Below are 18,156 nucleotides of genomic sequence, written 5' to 3' on the forward strand. Positions count from 1 at the left end.
TAGCCCGGGATCTGCCGAGTTCCGACCCCCGTTGTCGGATTCAGGATGGCATGGGGCAGGATCAGGTGCCATGCTCAGGTCTGACCGTGGTGAGGGTGGCGGACGGTGTGCCGCCGCTGGCAGGACGGATGTGGCTGGCGGTGCGGACGGGGGCGTCCCCGTTCCCCGGGAGAGCGGCCGACGGACCGTTAACCGGCGTGGTCTGCTTCGCTGGGCCGGGACCGCGGCGGTCGCGGCACCGGCCGCCGGGCTGTTGGCCGCGTGTGGGGGCTCATCCTCCTCGGCCAGCGCGGCGCGCAAGGTACGTCTCGGCTATGTGACGTCCCGGACGGGGGCGTTCCGCAGCCACAGCGTGGTCGACTCGTATGTGGTGCAGACGATGCGCACGATCTTGGCCGATGGCGTGAAGGTGGGGAACCGCACCTATCCCGTCGAGATCTTCGTCCGGGACTCCGAGTCGGACCGCCATGGCGCCGGGATTGCGACAACCGACCTGATCTTCAAGGACAAGGTCGACATCGTGCTGGTCGGTGGCACCTCCGACACTGCCGTTCCCGTCGCGGACCAGTGCGAGATCAACCAGGTTCCCTGTATCTCCACAATCGCCCCGTGGCAGGCCTGGTGGAATGGCCGGGGCGGCAACGTCGACATGCCCTTCCGCTGGACCTACCACTTTTTCTGGGGCATGGAGGACCTGGTGGCGACCTACGTCGCGATGTGGAGCCAGCTCGGGATCACCAAGGTGGGGCTCATGTATCCGGACGACGACGACGGCCGCGCGTTCGCCAACCCGGACTTCGGAATTCCCACCATCCGCAATTACAACAATCTCCGGCTGACGTCGCCGATGTCAGCCGGCTACGCAAGCGGGGCGCCCTCATTCAAGACCTATATCGATGAATTCGAGAAGAACGGGGTGCAGGCCGTCGTCGGCGTGTCCCGGGCCGCGGACTTCGCCACCTTCCGGAAGGAGACCAGGACCTTCGGTTACTCGCCGAACGCCCTGACGATCTCCAAGGCGATCTACTTCCAGGAGGATGTGCGTGGCCTCGGTACCGGTGGTGACGGTCTTACCACCGAGGTGGCGTGGTCACCGGCGCATCCCTTCCGCAGCTCGCTGACGAACAAGACGTCCCTGGAGCTGGCCAACGACTTCACCAGCGCCCGCGGCCAAGGGTGGACCCAGATCCTTGGATTCTCGTACGCCCTGTTCGAGGTCGCCGTCAAGGCGCTGAGCAACGTCGACTCCCTCGACAACCGAGAAGCCGTCGCCACGGCCATCCGCGACGTCGACGCCCAGACCATCGTCGGACCCGTGGCGTTCGGAGCTCAGCCCAACGTCCCGAAGAACGTGGCTCGTATCGCCCTCGTCGGTGGTCAGTGGAACCAGAACCAGCAGGCGAACGATTTCGACCTCAAGATTGTCAACAATACGGGTAATACCAAGGTCCCGCTGGATGCCGAACTCCGCAAGCTTCCCCCGCCCGTCTGAGCTCGGGTCGGCTCGCTTGCCCGGGGCGACTGGCACCGGCCGCCCCGGGGCGGATCACCTCAGGTCCCTGCGGTCGCCCGCGACATCGTGTGCTCGACCACCGCGATCAGCGCGCTCTTGGTGGAGTCGCGGTTGCGGGCGTCGCAGGTGATGACGGGAACGGCCGGGCTGACCTGCAGTGCTTCCCGGACGTCCTCGATCGAGTGCCGCAGGATCCCGTCGAAGCAGTTGACGCCAATCACGAAGGGCAACTGCCGCTGCTCGAAGTAGTCGACCGCGGCGAAGCAATCGGCCAGTCGGCGGGTGTCGGCGAGCACGATCGCACCGATGGCTCCCCGCACGATATCGTCCCACATGAACCAGAAGCGGTACTGCCCGGGGGTGCCGAACAGATACAGGATCAGATCTTCGTCCAGCGAGACTCGGCCGAAGTCCATGGCGACCGTGGTGGTGGTCTTGTCCATCAGGTGGGTGAGGTCGTCGATGTGGGCTCCCGCCTCGGTCATGACGGCCTCGGTGCGCAGCGGGACGATCTCGGACACCGAACCCACGAATGTGGTTTTCCCGGCGCCGAATCCGCCCGCTACCACGATCTTCACCGAGGTCGTGGCGACGGCGGAGTTGACCCGCCTGTTGTCAGAGCTTTCGAAGGCCACTGAGAACCCTTTCGAGCAACGCGAGATCCGGTGCCTCGTCGCGGTCAGGCTGCTGGTGGACGCGGACGAAGCCTTCGTCCGCCATATCGCCTACCAGCACGCGGGCCACCCCGAGGGGCACCCGGAGGCCGGCTGCGATCTCCGCGATGGATCGCACCTGCCGGCACATGGCGGCGATGGTCTGTTGCTCCAGGTTGAGGCCGATCGCTCGTTCCTCGCCGAGAGGCGTCGTGAAGACGAGTGCCTCGATGGCGAGTTCATAGCGCGACCGAGTGCGCCCACCGGTCATCGCATACGGACGGACGACCGGCCCGGGCGTGCCCTCGGGATCGATACTCACCCTGACTCCCTGTGTTGCCGTCCGGTCACCGCGGAAGGGTTCCCTGCAGTTCGGCGCGCAACGCCGGGGTCAGGACGTCCTTCGCCCGGCTGACCAGCAGTGCCATCTCATAGCCGACCAGACCGATGTCGCAGGACGGTGCCGCGAGCACTGCCATGCTCGCGCCGTCACTGATTGCCATGATGAAGAGAAAGCCGTGCTCCATCTCCACGACCGTCTGGGTGACGCCGCCCGCCTCGAAGACGCGGGCGGCGCCCTGGGTCAGGCTCACCAGTCCCGAGGCCACCGCGGCGAGCTGGTCGGCGCGATCCCGGGGGAAACCGTCGGAGACGGCGAGTAGCAGGCCGTCTGCGGACACCACAACGGTGTGGGCGACACCCGGGACGCGATCGACAAAATTGTTGATCAACCAATTGAGGTTCTGGGCTTCAGAACTCACGGGTGTCACCGTTCCTCCTGCGCGTCACGTCGAGGATTCCTCGCGGTGTCGACTCCGACATCACGTCCCTGCCGTACGCCCTGGTAGAAGCTGGCAAGCCGGCCTCCTACAGCCTCAGGAGATCTGGCCGAGGTGTCGGTGGGACGCCGGCGGGGCGCGGGTTCGGCGCTGCCGGGCACGAGATGGGTCATGGGAACTCGCACCGGTAGGCCCGACCGCGTCACGCCGCCTGTGCTCGGCTGACGCAACAACTCGGCCGCCTGCCAGCCGGCGTCCCCGGGAGATGTCCAGTTCTCCCGGGACGGGGGCTGCTGGGGCGTTGCCTGGTGCTGTGCTGGCTGGTATTGCCCTGCTGGTTGATGGTGTGGGGCCGTCTGATGCTGGGCCGCGAAGGCCGGGACGGGCGGAGCCGCTGACGGCGCGTCCGTCGCGGGCTCCTCCCGTGCCGGTGTCCGGGTAGCCGTGAGCGGATCGACTCCGGAGCGGGCGGGGCCGCGTTGCCCGAAGGCCCCACCGAGCCCCGGACGGACCGGGGAACGGGGCGGTGGCGCCGCCCCACCGGCACCCGGCCCGGTGGGGCGGGCCGCCGCGGCCGCCGTCGAATGCTGGGCGGGCGCCCGATCGGACGGAGAACGTCGCTGGAACCACGCCGACACGGAGTCGAAGATCGGCGACGTCTCGATGTCGTCGGTGTCCCGGTCTGCCGTGGTCTGTTCGCCGGTGTCCTCGCCGGAGACCGCCTCTGTCGTCCCGGTGTCGCGCAACCGCCGGGACGCGAGCGCCGACGCCAGCCGGTCGCGGGGACCGGTGGACTCCGTGGACTCCGTGGACTCCGTGGACTCCGATCGTTCCTGCGGAACGGGCCGGTTCTCGGAGCGGGCGAACACGCTGCCGGCCCCGGGGGGCGGCTCCTCGGCCGACCGGGGCCGCTCACCGGCATCGGGCCGGCTCTGGCCGGGCGGTGTCGGGCCGGGCGGTGTCGGGCCGGGCGGTGTCGGGCCGGGCGGTGTCGGGGTGGGCGGTGTCGGGGTGGTGTCGGGCTGCCCGGTCCGACCGGGCCCGGTGGCGCCGCCGGAACGTGGTTTGGTCCCCCAGCGGTTGTCCCCGAACGACACCGGTCTCGTCTCGTCCGTGACCGGATCGTCCCGTCGTCCGAATCCGCGCCGGTCGATGGTCTGGGTGTCCGGTACGACGTCGGGGGGCGGTTCGAGCCGGCCACCGGGAGCGGTGCGGCCGCGGCCGCGAAGGGCATCGAGGTCGAGCCCCCGGTCGTCGAGCTGCCGTGGGTCACGGGGATCGTCCTGCCCACTGGAGCCGGGCCGCTCCCGGGCTCCCGGGACCGGGTGGTCCTCGTCGTTTCCTCCCCGCCCGAGTAGATCGTGCGGCAGGGTCGGCGGAGCGGCGCTGATGCCATCCGTCTCGCTGTCGCGCTCGGTGCCGCCGTCGAGGCCGGGAGCGAAGTCGTCCGGCCCGAAGTCGCGATCATCCGCGGTGGGCGGCGAACCCGTCCGGTCGGATCCGAGCTGAGCGGCGGCCAGCGGCCCGGTGAGAGGGAACGGCCCGGTGCTGGGGAACCGCCGGGGCCCGCTGGAGTCGTCGAAGAGGCTTTCTGGTCCGTCGGATTCACTCGCGGTCCGGTGCCCGTTGGCCCCGGTGCCGTTCGTCGACGCGACCCTGCCGTCCACCGGTTCGGGAGTTCCCGAGCCGGTGCGTTCCGGCCGCTGCGGGGCACGCGGTCCGGTCGGGGAACCGGGGATGGCCGGCGAGTCGCCGACGCGGGTTCCCAACGCCGGCGCGGCGGGCCGGGCCGGTCCCGTGCCGGCCCCGCCGTCTCCGGTCACCAGCTTGGCAGGCAGCCGGACGACAGCGGTGATACCTCCGGAGGCGGACTCACGCAGCTGGACGTGAATGCCGTGGCGGCTGGCCAGCCGACCGACCGCGAACAGGCCCATGGTCCGTGACACCGACACGTCGACCACCGGCGGGTTCGCCAGTCGGTCGTTGACCCGTTCGAGTTCCTTGGCCGGCATGCCGATGCCCTGGTCCTCGATCTCGATCATCGCCCCGGCCCCCGGACCGAGCGAGCGGCTGGTGACGAGGACGCTGGTGGCCGGCGGCGAGTACGAGGTGGCGTTCTCGAGGAGCTCGGCGACCAGATGGACGACGTCGCTGACACCGTTGCCGGCGATGGACACCGCGGCGGCCGAGGTCTGCTTGACGCGGGTGTACTGCTCCACCTCGGAGATGGCCGCCAGTACGACCTCGTTCAGTGGGACGGGGTGTGTCCAGCGCCGAGCGGTGTCCGTGCCGGCGAGGACGAGCAGGCTTTCGTTGTTCCGCCGCATACGAGTGGCGAGGTGATCCAGCTTGAACAGGTTGGACAACTGGTCCGGATCCTGCTCGCGGTTCTCCAGCTCGTCGATGAGACGCAGCTGCCGTTCGACCAGTCCCTGACTGCGCCGGGAGAGGTTCACGAACATCGCGTTGACGTTGTTCCGCAGCGACGCCTGTTCGGAGGCCAGCCGGATCGCCTCCCGGTGAACCTCGTCGAAAGCCCGCGCGACTTCGCCGACCTCCTCGTCGGTGTCGATACCGACCGGTTCGATCGAGTCGTCGATGTCCAGCTCGGTGGAATCGCGCAACCGACGGACGGCCTCGGGAAGCCGATGGTCGGCGACGTCCAGCGCGGCAGTCCGCAGCGCCAGCAGGGGGCGGACCAGCGATCGCGCGACGATCAGTGCGGCGAGCAGGGCGAGGGCCAGGATGAGCAGGATCAGCAGACCGGACAGCAGCGCGTGGCGCTGGATGTTGCCCCGCAGGGTGCCCGCGCGGGCGTCGACGAGGCCCAGGAGCTTGTCAACGGCTTCCGTGCCGGTGTCGATGGTTCGCTGGGTCGCCTGGTCCCATTTCTCGGCTTCCAGCGCGGTCAGCGGCTGACCGATGGGCGCGTTCAGAATTTCTTCGACGTAATTCTGGGTGTTGCGGATGTCCCCGTTGGTCTCGGTGTCGATCGTCGGTTCGTAGACCGCGAGCTGGTTCGGTAGAGCGGCGTTCTCGAGATCGTTGCGCTGGCGGCCCCGCTGGGTCTCGGCCGACAGGAACTCGCGATAGTCGTCTGCCGTGAAGACCTGGTTCCCGTTGCGGGTAAACAGGCCGTGGATGAGTGTCTGCTCCTCGGCGAGAAGTTCCGTCCCGGACATCAGGAAGTAGGCCGTGTTGACCCCGGCGTTGAGCTCCTGGTCGTCATTTCCCTGTGGGATCAGCCGGATCAGGTTGACCAGTGAGTCAATGATCGGCTGAAAGGCGGTCTCGACCGCCTTCCTGTCGATCAGCCTTTCGATCGTCTGCCGCTTGGCGGGCAGCGTGTCCATCCGGCTGCTGACGTCGTCGAGAGCGCGGCGTACCTCGCTGCCGAAGGACCCTCGCCGCTCGTTCGCAGCTGACTTGTACGCCCTGTAGGCTTCATCGACCGCCGCCCGGCGGGTTGGAATCGTGCTCCCGTCCCGGGCGCCGACGGGACCGCTGGCGACGAATCCGGTGCTGTAGGTGCGCTCGGCCTGCAGGGCGTGGACCAGCCCGGCCGCGGAGCGGCTGATCTCGGTCAGATCGGACACCCGGTTGACGTCCCGCGTGCTCGTCAGCACCGTACCCGCCTCGATGGACGAGTAGGCGAGGATCGCGATGACAGGCACGGCCAGAATCGCGATCAGCTTGGTGCGTACCCGCCAGTTGGTGGGGTTGGCGGCGGCGCGACGAAGGCGCGCCAGTCCCGACCCGGCTGGGTTCGGTGGCGCGGCGGATCGACCATCGCGCTGCCCGCCGTCTTCGGCGTCCACGGGCGAACCCGGCGCCACTGTCGGCTCCGAGTCTGCGGCGATGCCCGTGCTGCTGGCCATCGGTTGTCTGCGCACGTACCTTCGCAACCTCTCCGCCAGCCTCCCGGAACAGGTCGTACCAGGATGGCTCGGTATCGGGCCCGGATGTCCCTTGTCAGGCACCATAGCGGTACGAAGTCGGCATCCGAAAGGCGCCTACCGTAAGCGCCTTGGTGGCCGCACGTCAGTTGTCGCTACTGCGCGCGGAGTCACCACTACCGTAACCGCCGGGGAAGCCCGACATCGGGCGTCACTGATGATCGAAGCGCTTGTCGGGGTGAGTGAACCGGGCTGAAGGCGCAAACTCGGCATCCTAGACATCTCCTACATGAGCCCTTACCGCCTTCGCGGCGGTGCCCGGTGCGCTTCGTCTGTTCCGGTGAAGGCCGTGGGAGATGGTTGGGCGCCTGGACGGACCGGTGGGGTCGCCGTGTCCGTAGGCTTGCGGGGTGAGCGAGTTGCAGCGTAGCAGTGCTGGCCGTGGTGCGGAGCCGACGGATACCGGCGCGGTTCGGGATGTTCCGCGGTCCCCGGCGGACGGCCCCAGCGGCCCGTCCGCGGTGGGGCCTGCGGGCTATGACACCGTGCTGGTGATCGATTTCGGTGCTCAGTATGCCCAACTGATCGCCCGGCGCATACGCGAATGTCATGTGTATTCGGAGATCGTCCCGTGGGATATGTCGGTGGACGAGATCCTCGCCCGGCGTCCGTCCGCACTGATCCTTTCTGGCGGCCCGAAGTCCGTCTACTCGCCTGGCGCGCCCCGGGTCGATCCTGCGTTGTTCGCTACCGGAGTGCCTATTCTCGGTATCTGCTATGGCCATCAGGTCATGGCTCAGGCGCTTGACGGCGCCGTCGCGCGCACGGGAACCGCCGAGTACGGAGCAACTCGTCTGTCGGTGTCGGATCCCGGGGTTCTCTTCGACGGTCTGCCCGTTGTCCAGCAGGTCTGGATGTCGCACGGCGACTCGGTGACCGCCGCGCCGCCCGGCTTCCGGGTAACGGCTTCCACGCCGTCGGCCCCGGTCGCCGCCTTCGAGGACCCCGCGCGTCGTCTCTATGGCGTGCAGTTCCACCCGGAGGTGGTCCACAGCGAGCGAGGCATGGACGTGCTGCGGCACTTCCTGCTCGTGGGTGCGGGCTGCCGGCCCACCTGGACGATGATCAACATTGTCGACGAGGCTGTCGCGGCCGTCCGGGCCCAGGTCGGGACCGGACGGTTGATCTGCGGTCTGTCCGGCGGGGTGGACTCCGCGGTCGCTGCCGCGCTCGTGCACCGGGCGGTGGGAGACGCGCTCACCTGCGTCTTCGTCGATCATGGTTTGCTGCGGGCCGGCGAGGCGGAACAGGTCGAACGCGATTTCGTCGCGACTACCGGCGTGGATCTGGTCCATGTCAAGGCGGCCGACCGGTTCTCCGCCGCGCTGTCCGGAGTGACCGACCCGGAGCGGAAGAGGAAGATCATCGGTCGTGAGTTCATCCGGGTTTTCGAGGAGTCCGCCCGCGAACTGGAGGTCCGGGCGGAGGCGGAGGGCGCGACGATCGACTTTCTCGTGCAGGGGACATTGTATCCCGACGTGATCGAATCCGGCTCGCCGACGGCCGCGAAGATCAAGTCGCATCACAACGTCGGTGGACTGCCCGAGGACCTGCGGTTCGATCTGGTCGAGCCGCTTCGGACCCTGTTCAAGGACGAGGTCCGTCGGCTCGGCGAGGAGCTGGGGCTGCCCGAGGAGATCGTCTGGCGCCAGCCGTTCCCGGGCCCGGGCCTCGCCGTCCGCATCATCGGCGAGGTCACGCCCGAGCGGCTCGACGTGGTGCGGGCGGCCGACGCGGTGATCCGGGAGGAGATTCGCAAGGCCGGCCTGGACCGCGAGATCTGGCAGGTCTTCGCGGTGCTGCTCGCCGACGTGCGGTCGGTGGGCGTCCAGGGTGACGAGCGTACGTACGGCTTCCCGATCGTCCTGCGCGCGGTCACCAGCGAGGACGCGATGACCGCCGACTGGGCCCGGCTGCCCTACGGCCTGCTGGAACGCATCTCGAACCGGGTGGTCAACGAGGTGCCGCAGGTTAACCGGGTGGTGTACGACATCACCTCCAAGCCTCCCGGCACGATCGAGTGGGAGTGACGATCCCGGATCGGAGCGCGTGCCCGTCGGACGACCCCCGCCGACGGGCACGTTTGACGTCTGGGCGGGACCGGAGCACCCTGGATGATGTGACCCCGCACGAGATGGCCATTACCTAGGCGCGCGACCGATCATCGGGTCCGCGCCTCGCCCTTCCGCCTTGTCCTGGCGGGGGGCTTTTTTATTGCCGCGGTCATGGTGAGGTGGCCGCTCAGCCGCCGGGAGATGCTCCATGACCGCAGCAGCCGCAGACGACCGATCGGTAGCCCCGGACGCCGAACTCTGGGCGTCGGACATCCGCGCCGCGGCCCGCGTCCTTGCCGGGGTGGCACGACGGACCAGGGTCGTGCGGGATCTCGGCCTGTCGGCGGCGGTCGGTGCGCCCGTCTGGCTCAAGTGTGAGCACGAGCAGCACACCGGTTCGTTCAAGCTTCGGGGCGCCTACCACCGGGTGGCCACCGCGGATCCGGCGACGCGGGCCCGGGGGGTGGTGGCGGCCAGTGCCGGTAACCACGCCCAGGGAGTGGCCTTCGCGGCCGCGGCCTTCGGCGTCGAGGCGACCATCTTCGTGCCGGTAGGGGCCAATCCGGTCAAAGTGGCGCGGACGCGCCGGTGGGGCGCCCGGGTCGAGAAGATACCCGGGGGGGTGGAAGCGGCGCTCGCTGCGGCCGCCACCTTCGCCGCCCGGGGAGACCGGCTGCTGGTCCACCCGTTCGATGACCCGACGGTAGTGGCCGGGCAGGGCACGATCGGCTTGGAGTTGCTCGATCAGGTGCCCGATCTCGGCACCGTTCTGGTCGGGGTGGGCGGCGGAGGGCTGATCGGCGGGCTGGCCGCGGCGGTGCGGTCCCGGCGCCCCGATGTGCGAGTGGTCGGAGTGCAGTCCGTGCTGTCGTCGGCGTTTGCCGCGTCGCTGCGGGCTGGCCGGCGGCTCACGGTGCCCCCCGGTGGGGCTGCGACGCCCGGTGCCGGAACGACGCCCGGTGCCGGAACACTGCGGGGAGTCGGGACGATTCCGGGCAGCCGGACGTCCGAACAGCCGACGGCGCCACGTTCGTCACGGGTGGTCCCGGCGTCGACCACGATCGCCGACGGTATGGCGGTGAACGCTCCGGGGGTCCTGACCTTCGCCCTTGCCGCACGCCTGGTGGACGAGATCGTCACGGTCGATGAGGCGGCGTTCTGGGAGGCGATGGTGTTGCTGCACCGGGCCGGCCACCAGGTGGAACCGGCCGGCGCCGCGGGGGTCGCGGCCTTGTTGCGTCGAAGTGATCTCGCGCAGGGCCCGACGGTGGCAATCCTGTCGGGTGGCAACATCGACCCGGGGGTGGCCAGCAGGGTGAAGGCGCTCGCGGCCATCCCGCCGAGCGCGTCGAGTACCGCGTGACTACGCGACTACGTGACTACGCGACTATGTGACTACGTGGCCGCGTGGCCACGTGGCGTGGCCGCTTGGCCGCGGGGCCGCCTGACCGCCGGTGGGCCGGGCGTTGACGCGGACCACGGCCATCGACGACCCGCCCTCGCGCGCGGGGCGGGGCGGGAACGACGGACAATAGGCTGGTCAGCACGCGGGTCGACGACCACTGGGCGTGGACGTGTGATGGTCATGCGGTGGCATGGACGCGCGAGGACCGCGGCCGGGTGGGGCCGTCGGTGCATCTCGCGGACCACACCGCGGACCGGGCCGTTGGGTGCGATCCGGGCATGCCGCGGTCCGACCTGCCCGACGTCGAACGTACGATCGGAGTCCCATGAGCGGCTTTTTCGGCGATTCCCACGGCGGCGGATCCGGCATCGCCGGGTCGGTCGGGACGGATGTCCACGGCGGTGCGCACGTGCCCTACGACCTGTTCGGCCCGGCGGTGCTGGCGCCGCCGGTGGGCGGGGACGAGCCCGGTGGCTTCTCCTCGCCACGCCTGGATGCCGAGGGCCTGCTCGACGGGCTCAACCTGCAGCAGCGGGCGGCGGTGGTGCACATCGGGGCACCCCTGCTCGTCGTCGCGGGCGCGGGGTCCGGCAAGACGCGGGTGCTGACCCACCGTATCGCGTACCTGCTGGCGGCCCGGGGGGTCCGGCCGGGGGAGATGCTGGCGATCACGTTCACCAACAAGGCTGCCAACGAGATGCGCGAACGGGTCTCGGCGCTGGTCGGTCCCCGGGCGCGGGCGATGTGGGTGAGCACCTTCCACTCGGCCTGCGTGCGCATCCTGAGGTCCGAGGCGAAGCGTCTCGGGTTCGGCTCGACCTTCTCCATCTACGACGCCGCCGACGCGCAGCGTTTGATCACTTTGGTCACCCGTGACCTTGATCTTGATCCCAAACGGCATCCCGCCCGAGGTCTGGCGGCGCAGATCAGCAACCTGAAGAACGAACTGATCGACTGGGAGGCCGCACGGGACCGGGCCACGAACCACCTCGAGCGGACCGTCGCCGAGGTCTACGCCGCTTATCAGCAGCGGCTGGCTCAGGCCAACGCCCTTGATTTCGACGATCTGATCATGATGACGGTGAACCTCCTCCAGTCGTTCCCCGACGTCGCCGAGCACTACCGGCGCCGATTCCGACATGTGCTCGTGGACGAGTACCAGGACACGAACCACGCGCAGTACGTCCTGGTGCGTGAACTCGTCGGCCAACCGGCGTACTTCGGTGGCGGGTCCGCGCCGGTGGAGCCGGCCGAGCCGGCAGCCGGGCCGGGTACCTGGGCCTCGGGCGCCGTCCCACCGGCGGAGCTGTGCGTGGTTGGCGACGCGGACCAGTCGATCTACGCCTTCCGTGGGGCGAACATCCGCAACATCGTGGAGTTCGAGGAGGATTTCCCGAACGCCGCAGTGATCCTGCTGGAACAGAACTACCGCTCCACCCAGACCATCCTCTCCGCCGCGAACGCGATGATCGCGCGTAACAACCAGCGCAAGGCCAAGCGACTGTGGTCGGACGCCGGTGACGGTGAGAAGATCGTCGGATTCGCCGCCGACAACGAGCACGACGAGGCGGCCTTTGTCGCCGAGGAGGTCGACCGGCTCTCGGACGCGAAGCTCGCGCGGCCCGCCGACGTCGCGGTGTTCTACCGGACCAACGCCCAGAGCCGGGTGTTCGAGGAGATCTTCGTCCGGGTCGGGCTGCCCTACCGGGTGGTCGGCGGGGTGCGGTTCTACGAGCGCAAGGAGATCCGTGATCTCCTTGCCTACCTGCGGGTCCTCGCCAATCCTAGCGACACGGTGAACCTGCGTCGCATCCTGAACGTGCCCCGGCGCGGGATCGGCGAGCGGGCCGAGGCGGCCCTGGCGGGCTTCGCTGATGTCGAGCGGATCGGGTTCGCGCAGGCACTGGAGCGTGTCGACGAGGTGCCGGGGATCGCCGCGCGCTCGGCGAAGGCGGTGCGCGAGTTCACCGCGCTGCTCGCCGAGCTACGCGCCGTAGCGGCCGACAACCCGGTGGCCGTGGTCGAGGGGGTGCTTGAACGCACCGGCTACCTGTCGGAACTCCTCGCCGAGGACACCGTCGAGTCCCAGGGCCGGGTGGAGAACCTGCAGGAACTGGTCGGAGTGGTCCAGGAGTTCGCCCGGCGGCTGCCCGAGGGTACGCTTGCGGAGTTCCTCGAGCAGGTCTCGCTCGTCGCCGACGCGGACCAGGTTCCGACCGACGACGGTTCCGATGGTGTGGTCACTCTCATGACGCTGCACAGCGCCAAGGGCCTCGAGTTCCCCGTCGTCTTCCTTACCGGTCTCGAGGACGGCGTCTTCCCGCACCTGCGGACCCTGGGAGATCCCACCCAGCTCGAGGAGGAGCGTCGGCTCGCCTATGTGGGTGTCACCCGGGCCCGGATCCGGCTCTACCTGACCCGCGCGGTGATGCGCAGCGCCTGGGGCCAACCGGCCTACAACCCGCCGTCGCGCTTCCTCGGCGAGGTGCCGGACACGCTGGTTGACTGGCGCCGGCTGGCCGATCCCCCGCCAGCGCCCGCGGGGACGTCCTGGGGCTCGTCTGGCGGGTTTGGGTCGGGCGCGACCGGCCGGGGCGCCGCCGGCGCCCCGGCGGCGCGTAAACCGCTACCGAACTCGCCGTTCTCGGGTCGCGCGCGGCCGGCCGCTCGGGCCGTCCTGGAGTTGCGTCAGGGCGACCGGGTGACGCATGACAGTTTCGGTCTCGGAGTTGTCGTCGCCACCGGCGGGGTCGGTGACTCCGCGGAGGCGACCATCGATTTCGGCGAGAACACCGGCACGAAGCGCCTGCTCCTGCGGTACGCCCCCGTCGAGAAGCTCTGACGGTCCCGAGAGTCCCGGCCGGTCCGCCGCCCCGGCGAGGCAGCTCGCGACCAGGTGGGCAACCTTGCCGCTGAACGCCAGGGAATGATGCCCGAGGCCCGGCACGGTGTAATTTTCGATGTCGAGATCGGGATGGTCGAGCGCCGCCTCGGCGGGCCGCACCACGCTGTCCAGCCCGGCGCCGATCGCGACGAACCGGGTCCGGCAGCCGGGGGCGGGTGCGGCGAGCTCGCGTAGGAGCGCCGATCCCGGCCGTAGCTGGGTGACGAGCCGGTACGGCACCGACCGGGGGACGAGCCCGGCGAGACGGGTGCCGGAATGAGGCGTCGCGAGAGTGATCAGCGTGTCCACGTACTGATCGCCCCCGAGTTGCTGCACGTAGTAGCGGGCCACCAGCCCGCCGAGTGAATGGGCGACGATGTGCACGCGCTGCCTGCCGCTGTCCGTCATCGCGGCGTGCACGGACGCGGCGAGTCGGAGCGCCGCTTCCTGCACCGTCGGCACGAGCAGCGGCAGCTCCACCGTGCGCACCCGGCGGAAACCGCGGCGGCGTAGCGACCGGCCCAACCGGGTGAACACGGACCGGTTGTCGATCAGGCCGTGGATCAGCAGGATCGGGGTGCCTGCCGCGTCGGGAGCGTTGACCAGCAGGCTGCGGTGCAGCGGGGAGAGCGCGCTCAGCGAGTAGGGCTCGTGCTCGCGCGGGCGCTGCCGGCGCAGCGCACTCGCCGGGTAGAGGGCGAGGTGGGTGGCGATCCAGGCCGCTTCCACGGCGAGCCCGCGGGCGTTCACCGGGGTCGTGCGCAGGCCGGTGAGGACCGACCGCCCTGGAGCGGCGATGTTGTCCGCGGCCACGGCCCGCCTCAGGCGGGCCGTGGCCGCGGACAACGATGGCAGTATCCACTCGCCGATGGCCCGCTCGCCTTCCCTCGCCGTACCATCCGTGCCGCCAGCCGTGGTGCTCGCCCCCCAGGTCGGCAGATATCCCGGTGGCCAAGTAAAGACCGGAGAAAGATGCTACAGACTGTTAGGTAGCCCTGTCGACCATCGAGCCTGCCGTCGGCGCAGCCGATCGTCCTGGTCCCCCCGGCTCAGGGATGCGAGCAGCGATGCGGCGTCGCGCGCCGTCTCGGCTGCGGTGGTGGCGGACAGGAGCCGATCGGCGAATCCCAGCGCGTTCAGGTCGGTCGGCCGTAGCCCGCAGACGTTTGCGGCCCGCTCGACCGGTATCCGAAGCGTGACGGCGGTGCCCTCCGGGGAGAGCGCGGTGAAGTAACTGTCCGGGGTCATGGCGACGACGTCGGTGACCGCCGCGGCGAGAGCCCCGCCAGAGCCGCCCTCACCCAACACGATCGACAGCGTCGGCGAGGGGCAGGCCAATACCGCGGCCATCGCATCCCCGATCGCCGCCGCGATGCCCGCGGCCTCGGCGTCCGCGTCGTTCGCCGCGCCGGGCGTGTCGACCAGGGTCACGAGACCGATCCCCAGCTTCCCCGCGAGCCGGGCGGCGCGGACCAACAACCGGTACCCGGCCGGCCCCGGGGCGTCGCCGCGACGGGCCCCGACAGCCACGACCACCGCACGCATCGGCCCTCCCCGCCCCGCAGGCCCCGTAGCCCCCGCAGGCCCTGCGATGTCGCCCAGGAGCACCCCCACACCGGCCACGACCCGGGGATCCGGCCCGACCAGGTCGACGCCGTCGGGAAGCAGCGTCCGCAGCACCTCGATGCCGTCCGGGCGGATGCCATCCCTGGCCGCCCGCACCTGCGCCCACCCGGAGCGCGCGGCGGCATGTTCAGCTCCCGGCGCAGGTCCGTCGGACCCGGTTCGGGTGTCCGGATCGTCGGGCGGGACGGGGAGGGTGGTCCCGTCGCCGGCTCGTGACGGGCCGCCGTCCGATCCGTCTGCCTGGTCGCCTCTGTCTGCCTGGTCGCCCGATCTGCCCGGAGTGGTTTGGCCACCCGGGCCGGTCCGGGTACCTGGACCGGCCCGGCTCTCCCGATCGGGTGGATCCGCCAGGCCGGTCAGGGCCCGCCGCAGCCACACCTGGATGGCACCGGGCGCCGGCGCCGCGTCAACCAGCCCTGCGGCGTACGCCGAGTCCGCGGTGTAGCTGCCCGGGGGCGGGGCGGCACCGGTGGCCGCCGCGACCACCCGAGGCCCGGCGAAGCCAACCGTCGCCCCGCGCACCGCGCACCGAAGGTCCGCGCGGGAGCCGATCGTCACCCAGACACCACCGGTGGTGGGCTGGTCCGCGACGGCGATGTGACCGACCCCCGCCGCGTCCAGTGCGGCGAGCGCCAGTGCGGCCCGGGGCAGCCCGACGAGTCCGGCGACCCCTTCCTGCAGGCGGGTGCCGCCGCTGCGCAGGAACGACACCAGGGGACGGCGGCTGGCCGCGGCCGCGGTGGCGGCTTCGGCGAACCCACGTGCGTCCCGCTCGCCAAAGCTTCCCCCGTAAACCGTGAAATCCCAGACCGCGACCACGGCAGGGATGCCGGCCACCGCGCCTTCGCCCCAGCGCAGGGCCGGTCGAGCGTCGTAGTCGGGCCAGCCCAGTCGGTTGACGGCCGCGGCAGTGGCGGGCCGCAGGGTGATGCCTGCGAGCAGGGCGGCACGCCAGTCGGCGGTCGTCTTCTGGCCCGGCCGGGTGTCGTTGTCCACGTCCGCATCTTCGCGCCCGGGGCCGACCGGATGTCCGTCGTCGCGGCCGCGGTGTCGTGGAACACGGACGGGCGCTCCCCGCCAGCGGGTGCTCGCAGGCCCGCACGCCTGGGACGCTTCGTGCCCTCGGCCCGATGGCGGCCGGGACATAGTCTTTCATCCACAGCCCCCCGGCGGGTGGCAACCCGGATCGAACCCGCTACACCGGTGCGGCGAGGGGAGCAGCGAGGGAAGCGATGCTCACACCGCTGATGGAGGAGGATCCTCGCCAGATCGGCCCGTACCGCCTGCAGAACCGGATCGGTGCCGGCGGGATGGGGACCGTGTATCTCGGTTTCGCCCCGGATCGGCGTCCCGTCGCCGTGAAGGTCGCAGCCGAGGATCTCGCCGAGGACGAGGAGTTCCGCAGCCGCTTCGAACGTGAGGTGCGGGCGGCGCTGCGCGTGCGAGGCACGGCGGTGGCCGCCGTGCTCGACGCCGACACCGAGGCCGCGGCGCCGTGGATGGTCACCGAGTACGTCGAGGGGACCAGCCTGGCCGAGGCCGTCCGGGCCCGCGGTCGGCTGGAGGACCACCTCGTCCGGGGTCTTGCCGTCGGCCTCGCCGACGCGCTGGTCGCCATCCACGCCGCCGGCGTCGTCCATCGTGATCTCAAACCGTCCAACATCCTGCTGGCCTGGGACGGACCCAAGGTGATCGACTTTGGGATCGCGCACCTGACCGACAGCGCCACGCTGACCCGCACCGGTCATGTGATCGGCACGTTGGCCTGGATGTCACCGGAACAGATGCGCGGCGAGCCGTCGGACGCCTCAGCGGACGTCTTTGCCTGGGCGAGCTGCGTGACGTACGCGGCGACGGGGCGACATCCCTTCCATGCCGAGACGCCGGACCTGCTTGCCGTCCGGGTGCAGCGGGACTCTCCCGATCTCTACGCGCTCCCCGGGTACCTGCTCAACCAGGTCGCGAGGGCGCTGTCCAAGGCCCCGCGGGAGCGGCCGGACGCCGCCTCGCTGCTGGCCGCGCTGGTAGGCCGGGAGGTGCGTGGGGTCACCGAGGCCGATGCCGCCGCCGGTGACGTCCTGGAGCGGACCTGGACCGGATCGTCTCCGGCGTTCGGCGTGCCCGCCCCGTTCCCCGCGCCGGTCTCCTCCCCGTCGCCGAATCGTTCCGGTCCGCGTGTCCCCGGCGCGGGGCGAGTTCCGGCCCGGCCCGCGCCGGGGGCGGCCGGCTCGGCCGGCGGCTGGGCGCCGGATGTGCAGGGACCAGGCCCGGCACCCGGCCTGTGGCCGGTCGGACCGCCGCCACCCGCATCGGCCTTTCGGCCCGCCGTGCCATTACCCCCCGCGGCTCCGCTGCGACCGGTCGCCCCGCCAGCGGTCGCCCCGCCAGCGGTCGCCCCGCCAGCGGTCGCCCCGCCACCATCGTCGGGAGCGGTTTCCCCGGGGGGGTGGGCGGATCAGGCGCCCGCGGGGCGTCGGGGCACGACCGCCGCGGACGTGGCGTCCGATCCGGGACGGTCGGAGGTGACCTATCGCTCCAGCGACCCGACTCCGCCGGCGCGTCCTCCGGATCCATCGGCCTTCCCGCCAGCGGGTCGACCGGCTGCGCCGCGGGTCGGGCGGTGGACCGACGCCAGGCGGGCCGAGGCGTCGCGGCGCCGGCACTGGAACAGCGCCGCGATGCTGTCGGTTCTCCTGGCGGTACTCTGGATCTTCGGGATTGGGAGTGCCGCGGCTGTCGTGGTCGGCCTGGTCGCGCGGGTTCGGATCCGCCACAGGGATGAGCGTGGCGCCACAGTGGCGGCCTTCGGCATCGGCCTGGGTTGGCTCGGGATCGGACTAACGATGATCTTGATCGTCGTTATCCTGAAATTCGTCTAACTGGTCCGGAGGGGCCGGCCACGATCGGTGTTTCTTCCATGTGATTTCCGGCATAATGAGGGTCTCAACTTTCGTGACGTCAGACACGGGACGGCCTAGGGCAGATCCCGGCGGTCACGCTCAGCGGCTCCCGGCGGACCCGCGCTCTGAGAGCGGCGAGGCGGAAGCCACCCTCGGTGCGACAGGTGTCCACCTCATTTGTCCTGTATCTGTCCTGTATCGACGACCCTGCCGGGTCCCCGGAGCGGGTCGAAGGATGCGCCGGACCGGCCCGTTCGATCCCACCCGCGGGCCGCCAGCGACGGCGGTGGTGCACGGCGCGTGGCGCGCGCCGTAACGCCCTCGTCAGTAGGCTCGCAGGCGTTCTGTGCAGCTCTACGTATCCCAACCCGTAACGACCGCATCCG

At 70.4% G+C, this 18,156-nt stretch carries 10 protein-coding genes and 1 pseudogene; 5 read left to right on the forward strand and 6 right to left on the reverse strand.

The features are described 5' to 3' along the window. The first annotated feature begins 70 nt into the window (after positions 1-70). Positions 71-1,492 (forward strand): ABC transporter substrate-binding protein, encoded by a 1,422-nt coding sequence (locus FRANCCI3_RS03215; RefSeq protein WP_011435093.1) that lies wholly within the window; start codon positions 71-73, stop codon positions 1,490-1,492. A gap of 59 nt (positions 1,493-1,551) precedes the next feature. Here FRANCCI3_RS03215 and FRANCCI3_RS03220 read toward each other — a convergent pair whose 3' ends face one another. The 4 genes from FRANCCI3_RS03220 to FRANCCI3_RS03235 are packed head-to-tail and all read right to left on the reverse strand — an operon-like array spanning position 1,552 to position 6,823. Beyond that, complete coding sequence (locus tag FRANCCI3_RS03220) at positions 1,552-2,148, reverse strand: GTP-binding protein (RefSeq protein WP_011435094.1); 597 nt, start codon at positions 2,146-2,148, stop codon at positions 1,552-1,554. Next, positions 2,129-2,488: a DUF742 domain-containing protein gene (locus tag FRANCCI3_RS03225; protein WP_011435095.1), complete on the reverse strand. Its 360-nt coding sequence runs from the start codon at positions 2,486-2,488 to the stop codon at positions 2,129-2,131. Before FRANCCI3_RS03225 ends, FRANCCI3_RS03220 begins: the two co-directional genes overlap by 20 nt. A gap of 25 nt (positions 2,489-2,513) precedes the next feature. Then, positions 2,514-2,936 carry a roadblock/LC7 domain-containing protein gene (locus FRANCCI3_RS03230; RefSeq protein WP_011435096.1) on the reverse strand — a complete coding sequence of 141 codons (423 nt, stop codon included), beginning with the start codon at positions 2,934-2,936 and terminating at the stop codon, positions 2,514-2,516. Continuing rightward, positions 2,933-6,823 (reverse strand): sensor histidine kinase, encoded by a 3,891-nt coding sequence (locus FRANCCI3_RS03235; protein WP_035958503.1) that lies wholly within the window; start codon positions 6,821-6,823, stop codon positions 2,933-2,935. Before FRANCCI3_RS03235 ends, FRANCCI3_RS03230 begins: the two co-directional genes overlap by 4 nt. A 539-nt stretch (positions 6,824-7,362) precedes the next feature. Between FRANCCI3_RS03235 and guaA the strand changes: the two genes are divergently transcribed. The 3 genes from guaA to pcrA all read left to right on the forward strand — a co-directional run bounded on the left by guaA (position 7,363) and on the right by pcrA (position 13,202). Next, positions 7,363-8,931, forward strand: coding sequence for a glutamine-hydrolyzing GMP synthase (guaA, locus tag FRANCCI3_RS03240; protein WP_173645780.1), 1,569 nt, complete (start codon positions 7,363-7,365; stop codon positions 8,929-8,931). 232 nt (positions 8,932-9,163) lie between these two features. Next, entirely contained in the window at positions 9,164-10,318 is a 1,155-nt protein-coding gene (locus FRANCCI3_RS03245; RefSeq protein WP_011435099.1) for a threonine ammonia-lyase, read from the forward strand. A 367-nt stretch (positions 10,319-10,685) separates the two neighbouring features. Beyond that, complete coding sequence (gene pcrA / locus FRANCCI3_RS03250; RefSeq protein WP_011435100.1) at positions 10,686-13,202, forward strand: DNA helicase PcrA; 2,517 nt, start codon at positions 10,686-10,688, stop codon at positions 13,200-13,202. Between the two features lie 288 nt (positions 13,203-13,490). Here the strand turns inward: pcrA and FRANCCI3_RS28505 are convergent. Further along, a pseudogene (locus tag FRANCCI3_RS28505) lies at positions 13,491-14,057 on the reverse strand (esterase/lipase family protein); the annotation flags it as partial. A gap of 162 nt (positions 14,058-14,219) precedes the next feature. Then, entirely contained in the window at positions 14,220-15,866 is a 1,647-nt protein-coding gene (locus tag FRANCCI3_RS03260) for a carboxyl transferase domain-containing protein (protein WP_049760826.1), read from the reverse strand. Positions 15,867-16,102: 236 nt separating this feature from the next. Here FRANCCI3_RS03260 and FRANCCI3_RS03265 point away from each other — a divergent pair, with 236 nt between their 5' ends. Next, positions 16,103-17,749, forward strand: coding sequence for a serine/threonine-protein kinase (locus tag FRANCCI3_RS03265; protein ID WP_011435103.1), 1,647 nt, complete (start codon positions 16,103-16,105; stop codon positions 17,747-17,749). The last annotated feature ends 407 nt before the right edge of the window (positions 17,750-18,156 follow it).

It is taken from the genome of Frankia casuarinae (assembly GCF_000013345.1).
Lineage (GTDB): Bacteria > Actinomycetota > Actinomycetes > Frankiales > Frankiaceae > Frankia > Frankia casuarinae.

Excerpts from the sequence above, each read along its gene's own strand:
- FRANCCI3_RS03215 (WP_011435093.1), top strand. The coding sequence starts at position 71 with ATGCTCAGGTCTGACCGTGGTGAGGGTGGCGGACGGTGTGCCGCCGCT.
- FRANCCI3_RS03245 (WP_011435099.1), top strand. The coding sequence starts at position 9,164 with ATGACCGCAGCAGCCGCAGACGACCGATCGGTAGCCCCGGACGCCGAA.
- FRANCCI3_RS03265 (WP_011435103.1), top strand. The coding sequence starts at position 16,103 with ATGCTCACACCGCTGATGGAGGAGGATCCTCGCCAGATCGGCCCGTAC.
- FRANCCI3_RS03235 (WP_035958503.1), bottom strand. The coding sequence starts at position 6,823 with ATGGCCAGCAGCACGGGCATCGCCGCAGACTCGGAGCCGACAGTGGCG.
- pcrA (WP_011435100.1), top strand. The coding sequence starts at position 10,686 with ATGAGCGGCTTTTTCGGCGATTCCCACGGCGGCGGATCCGGCATCGCC.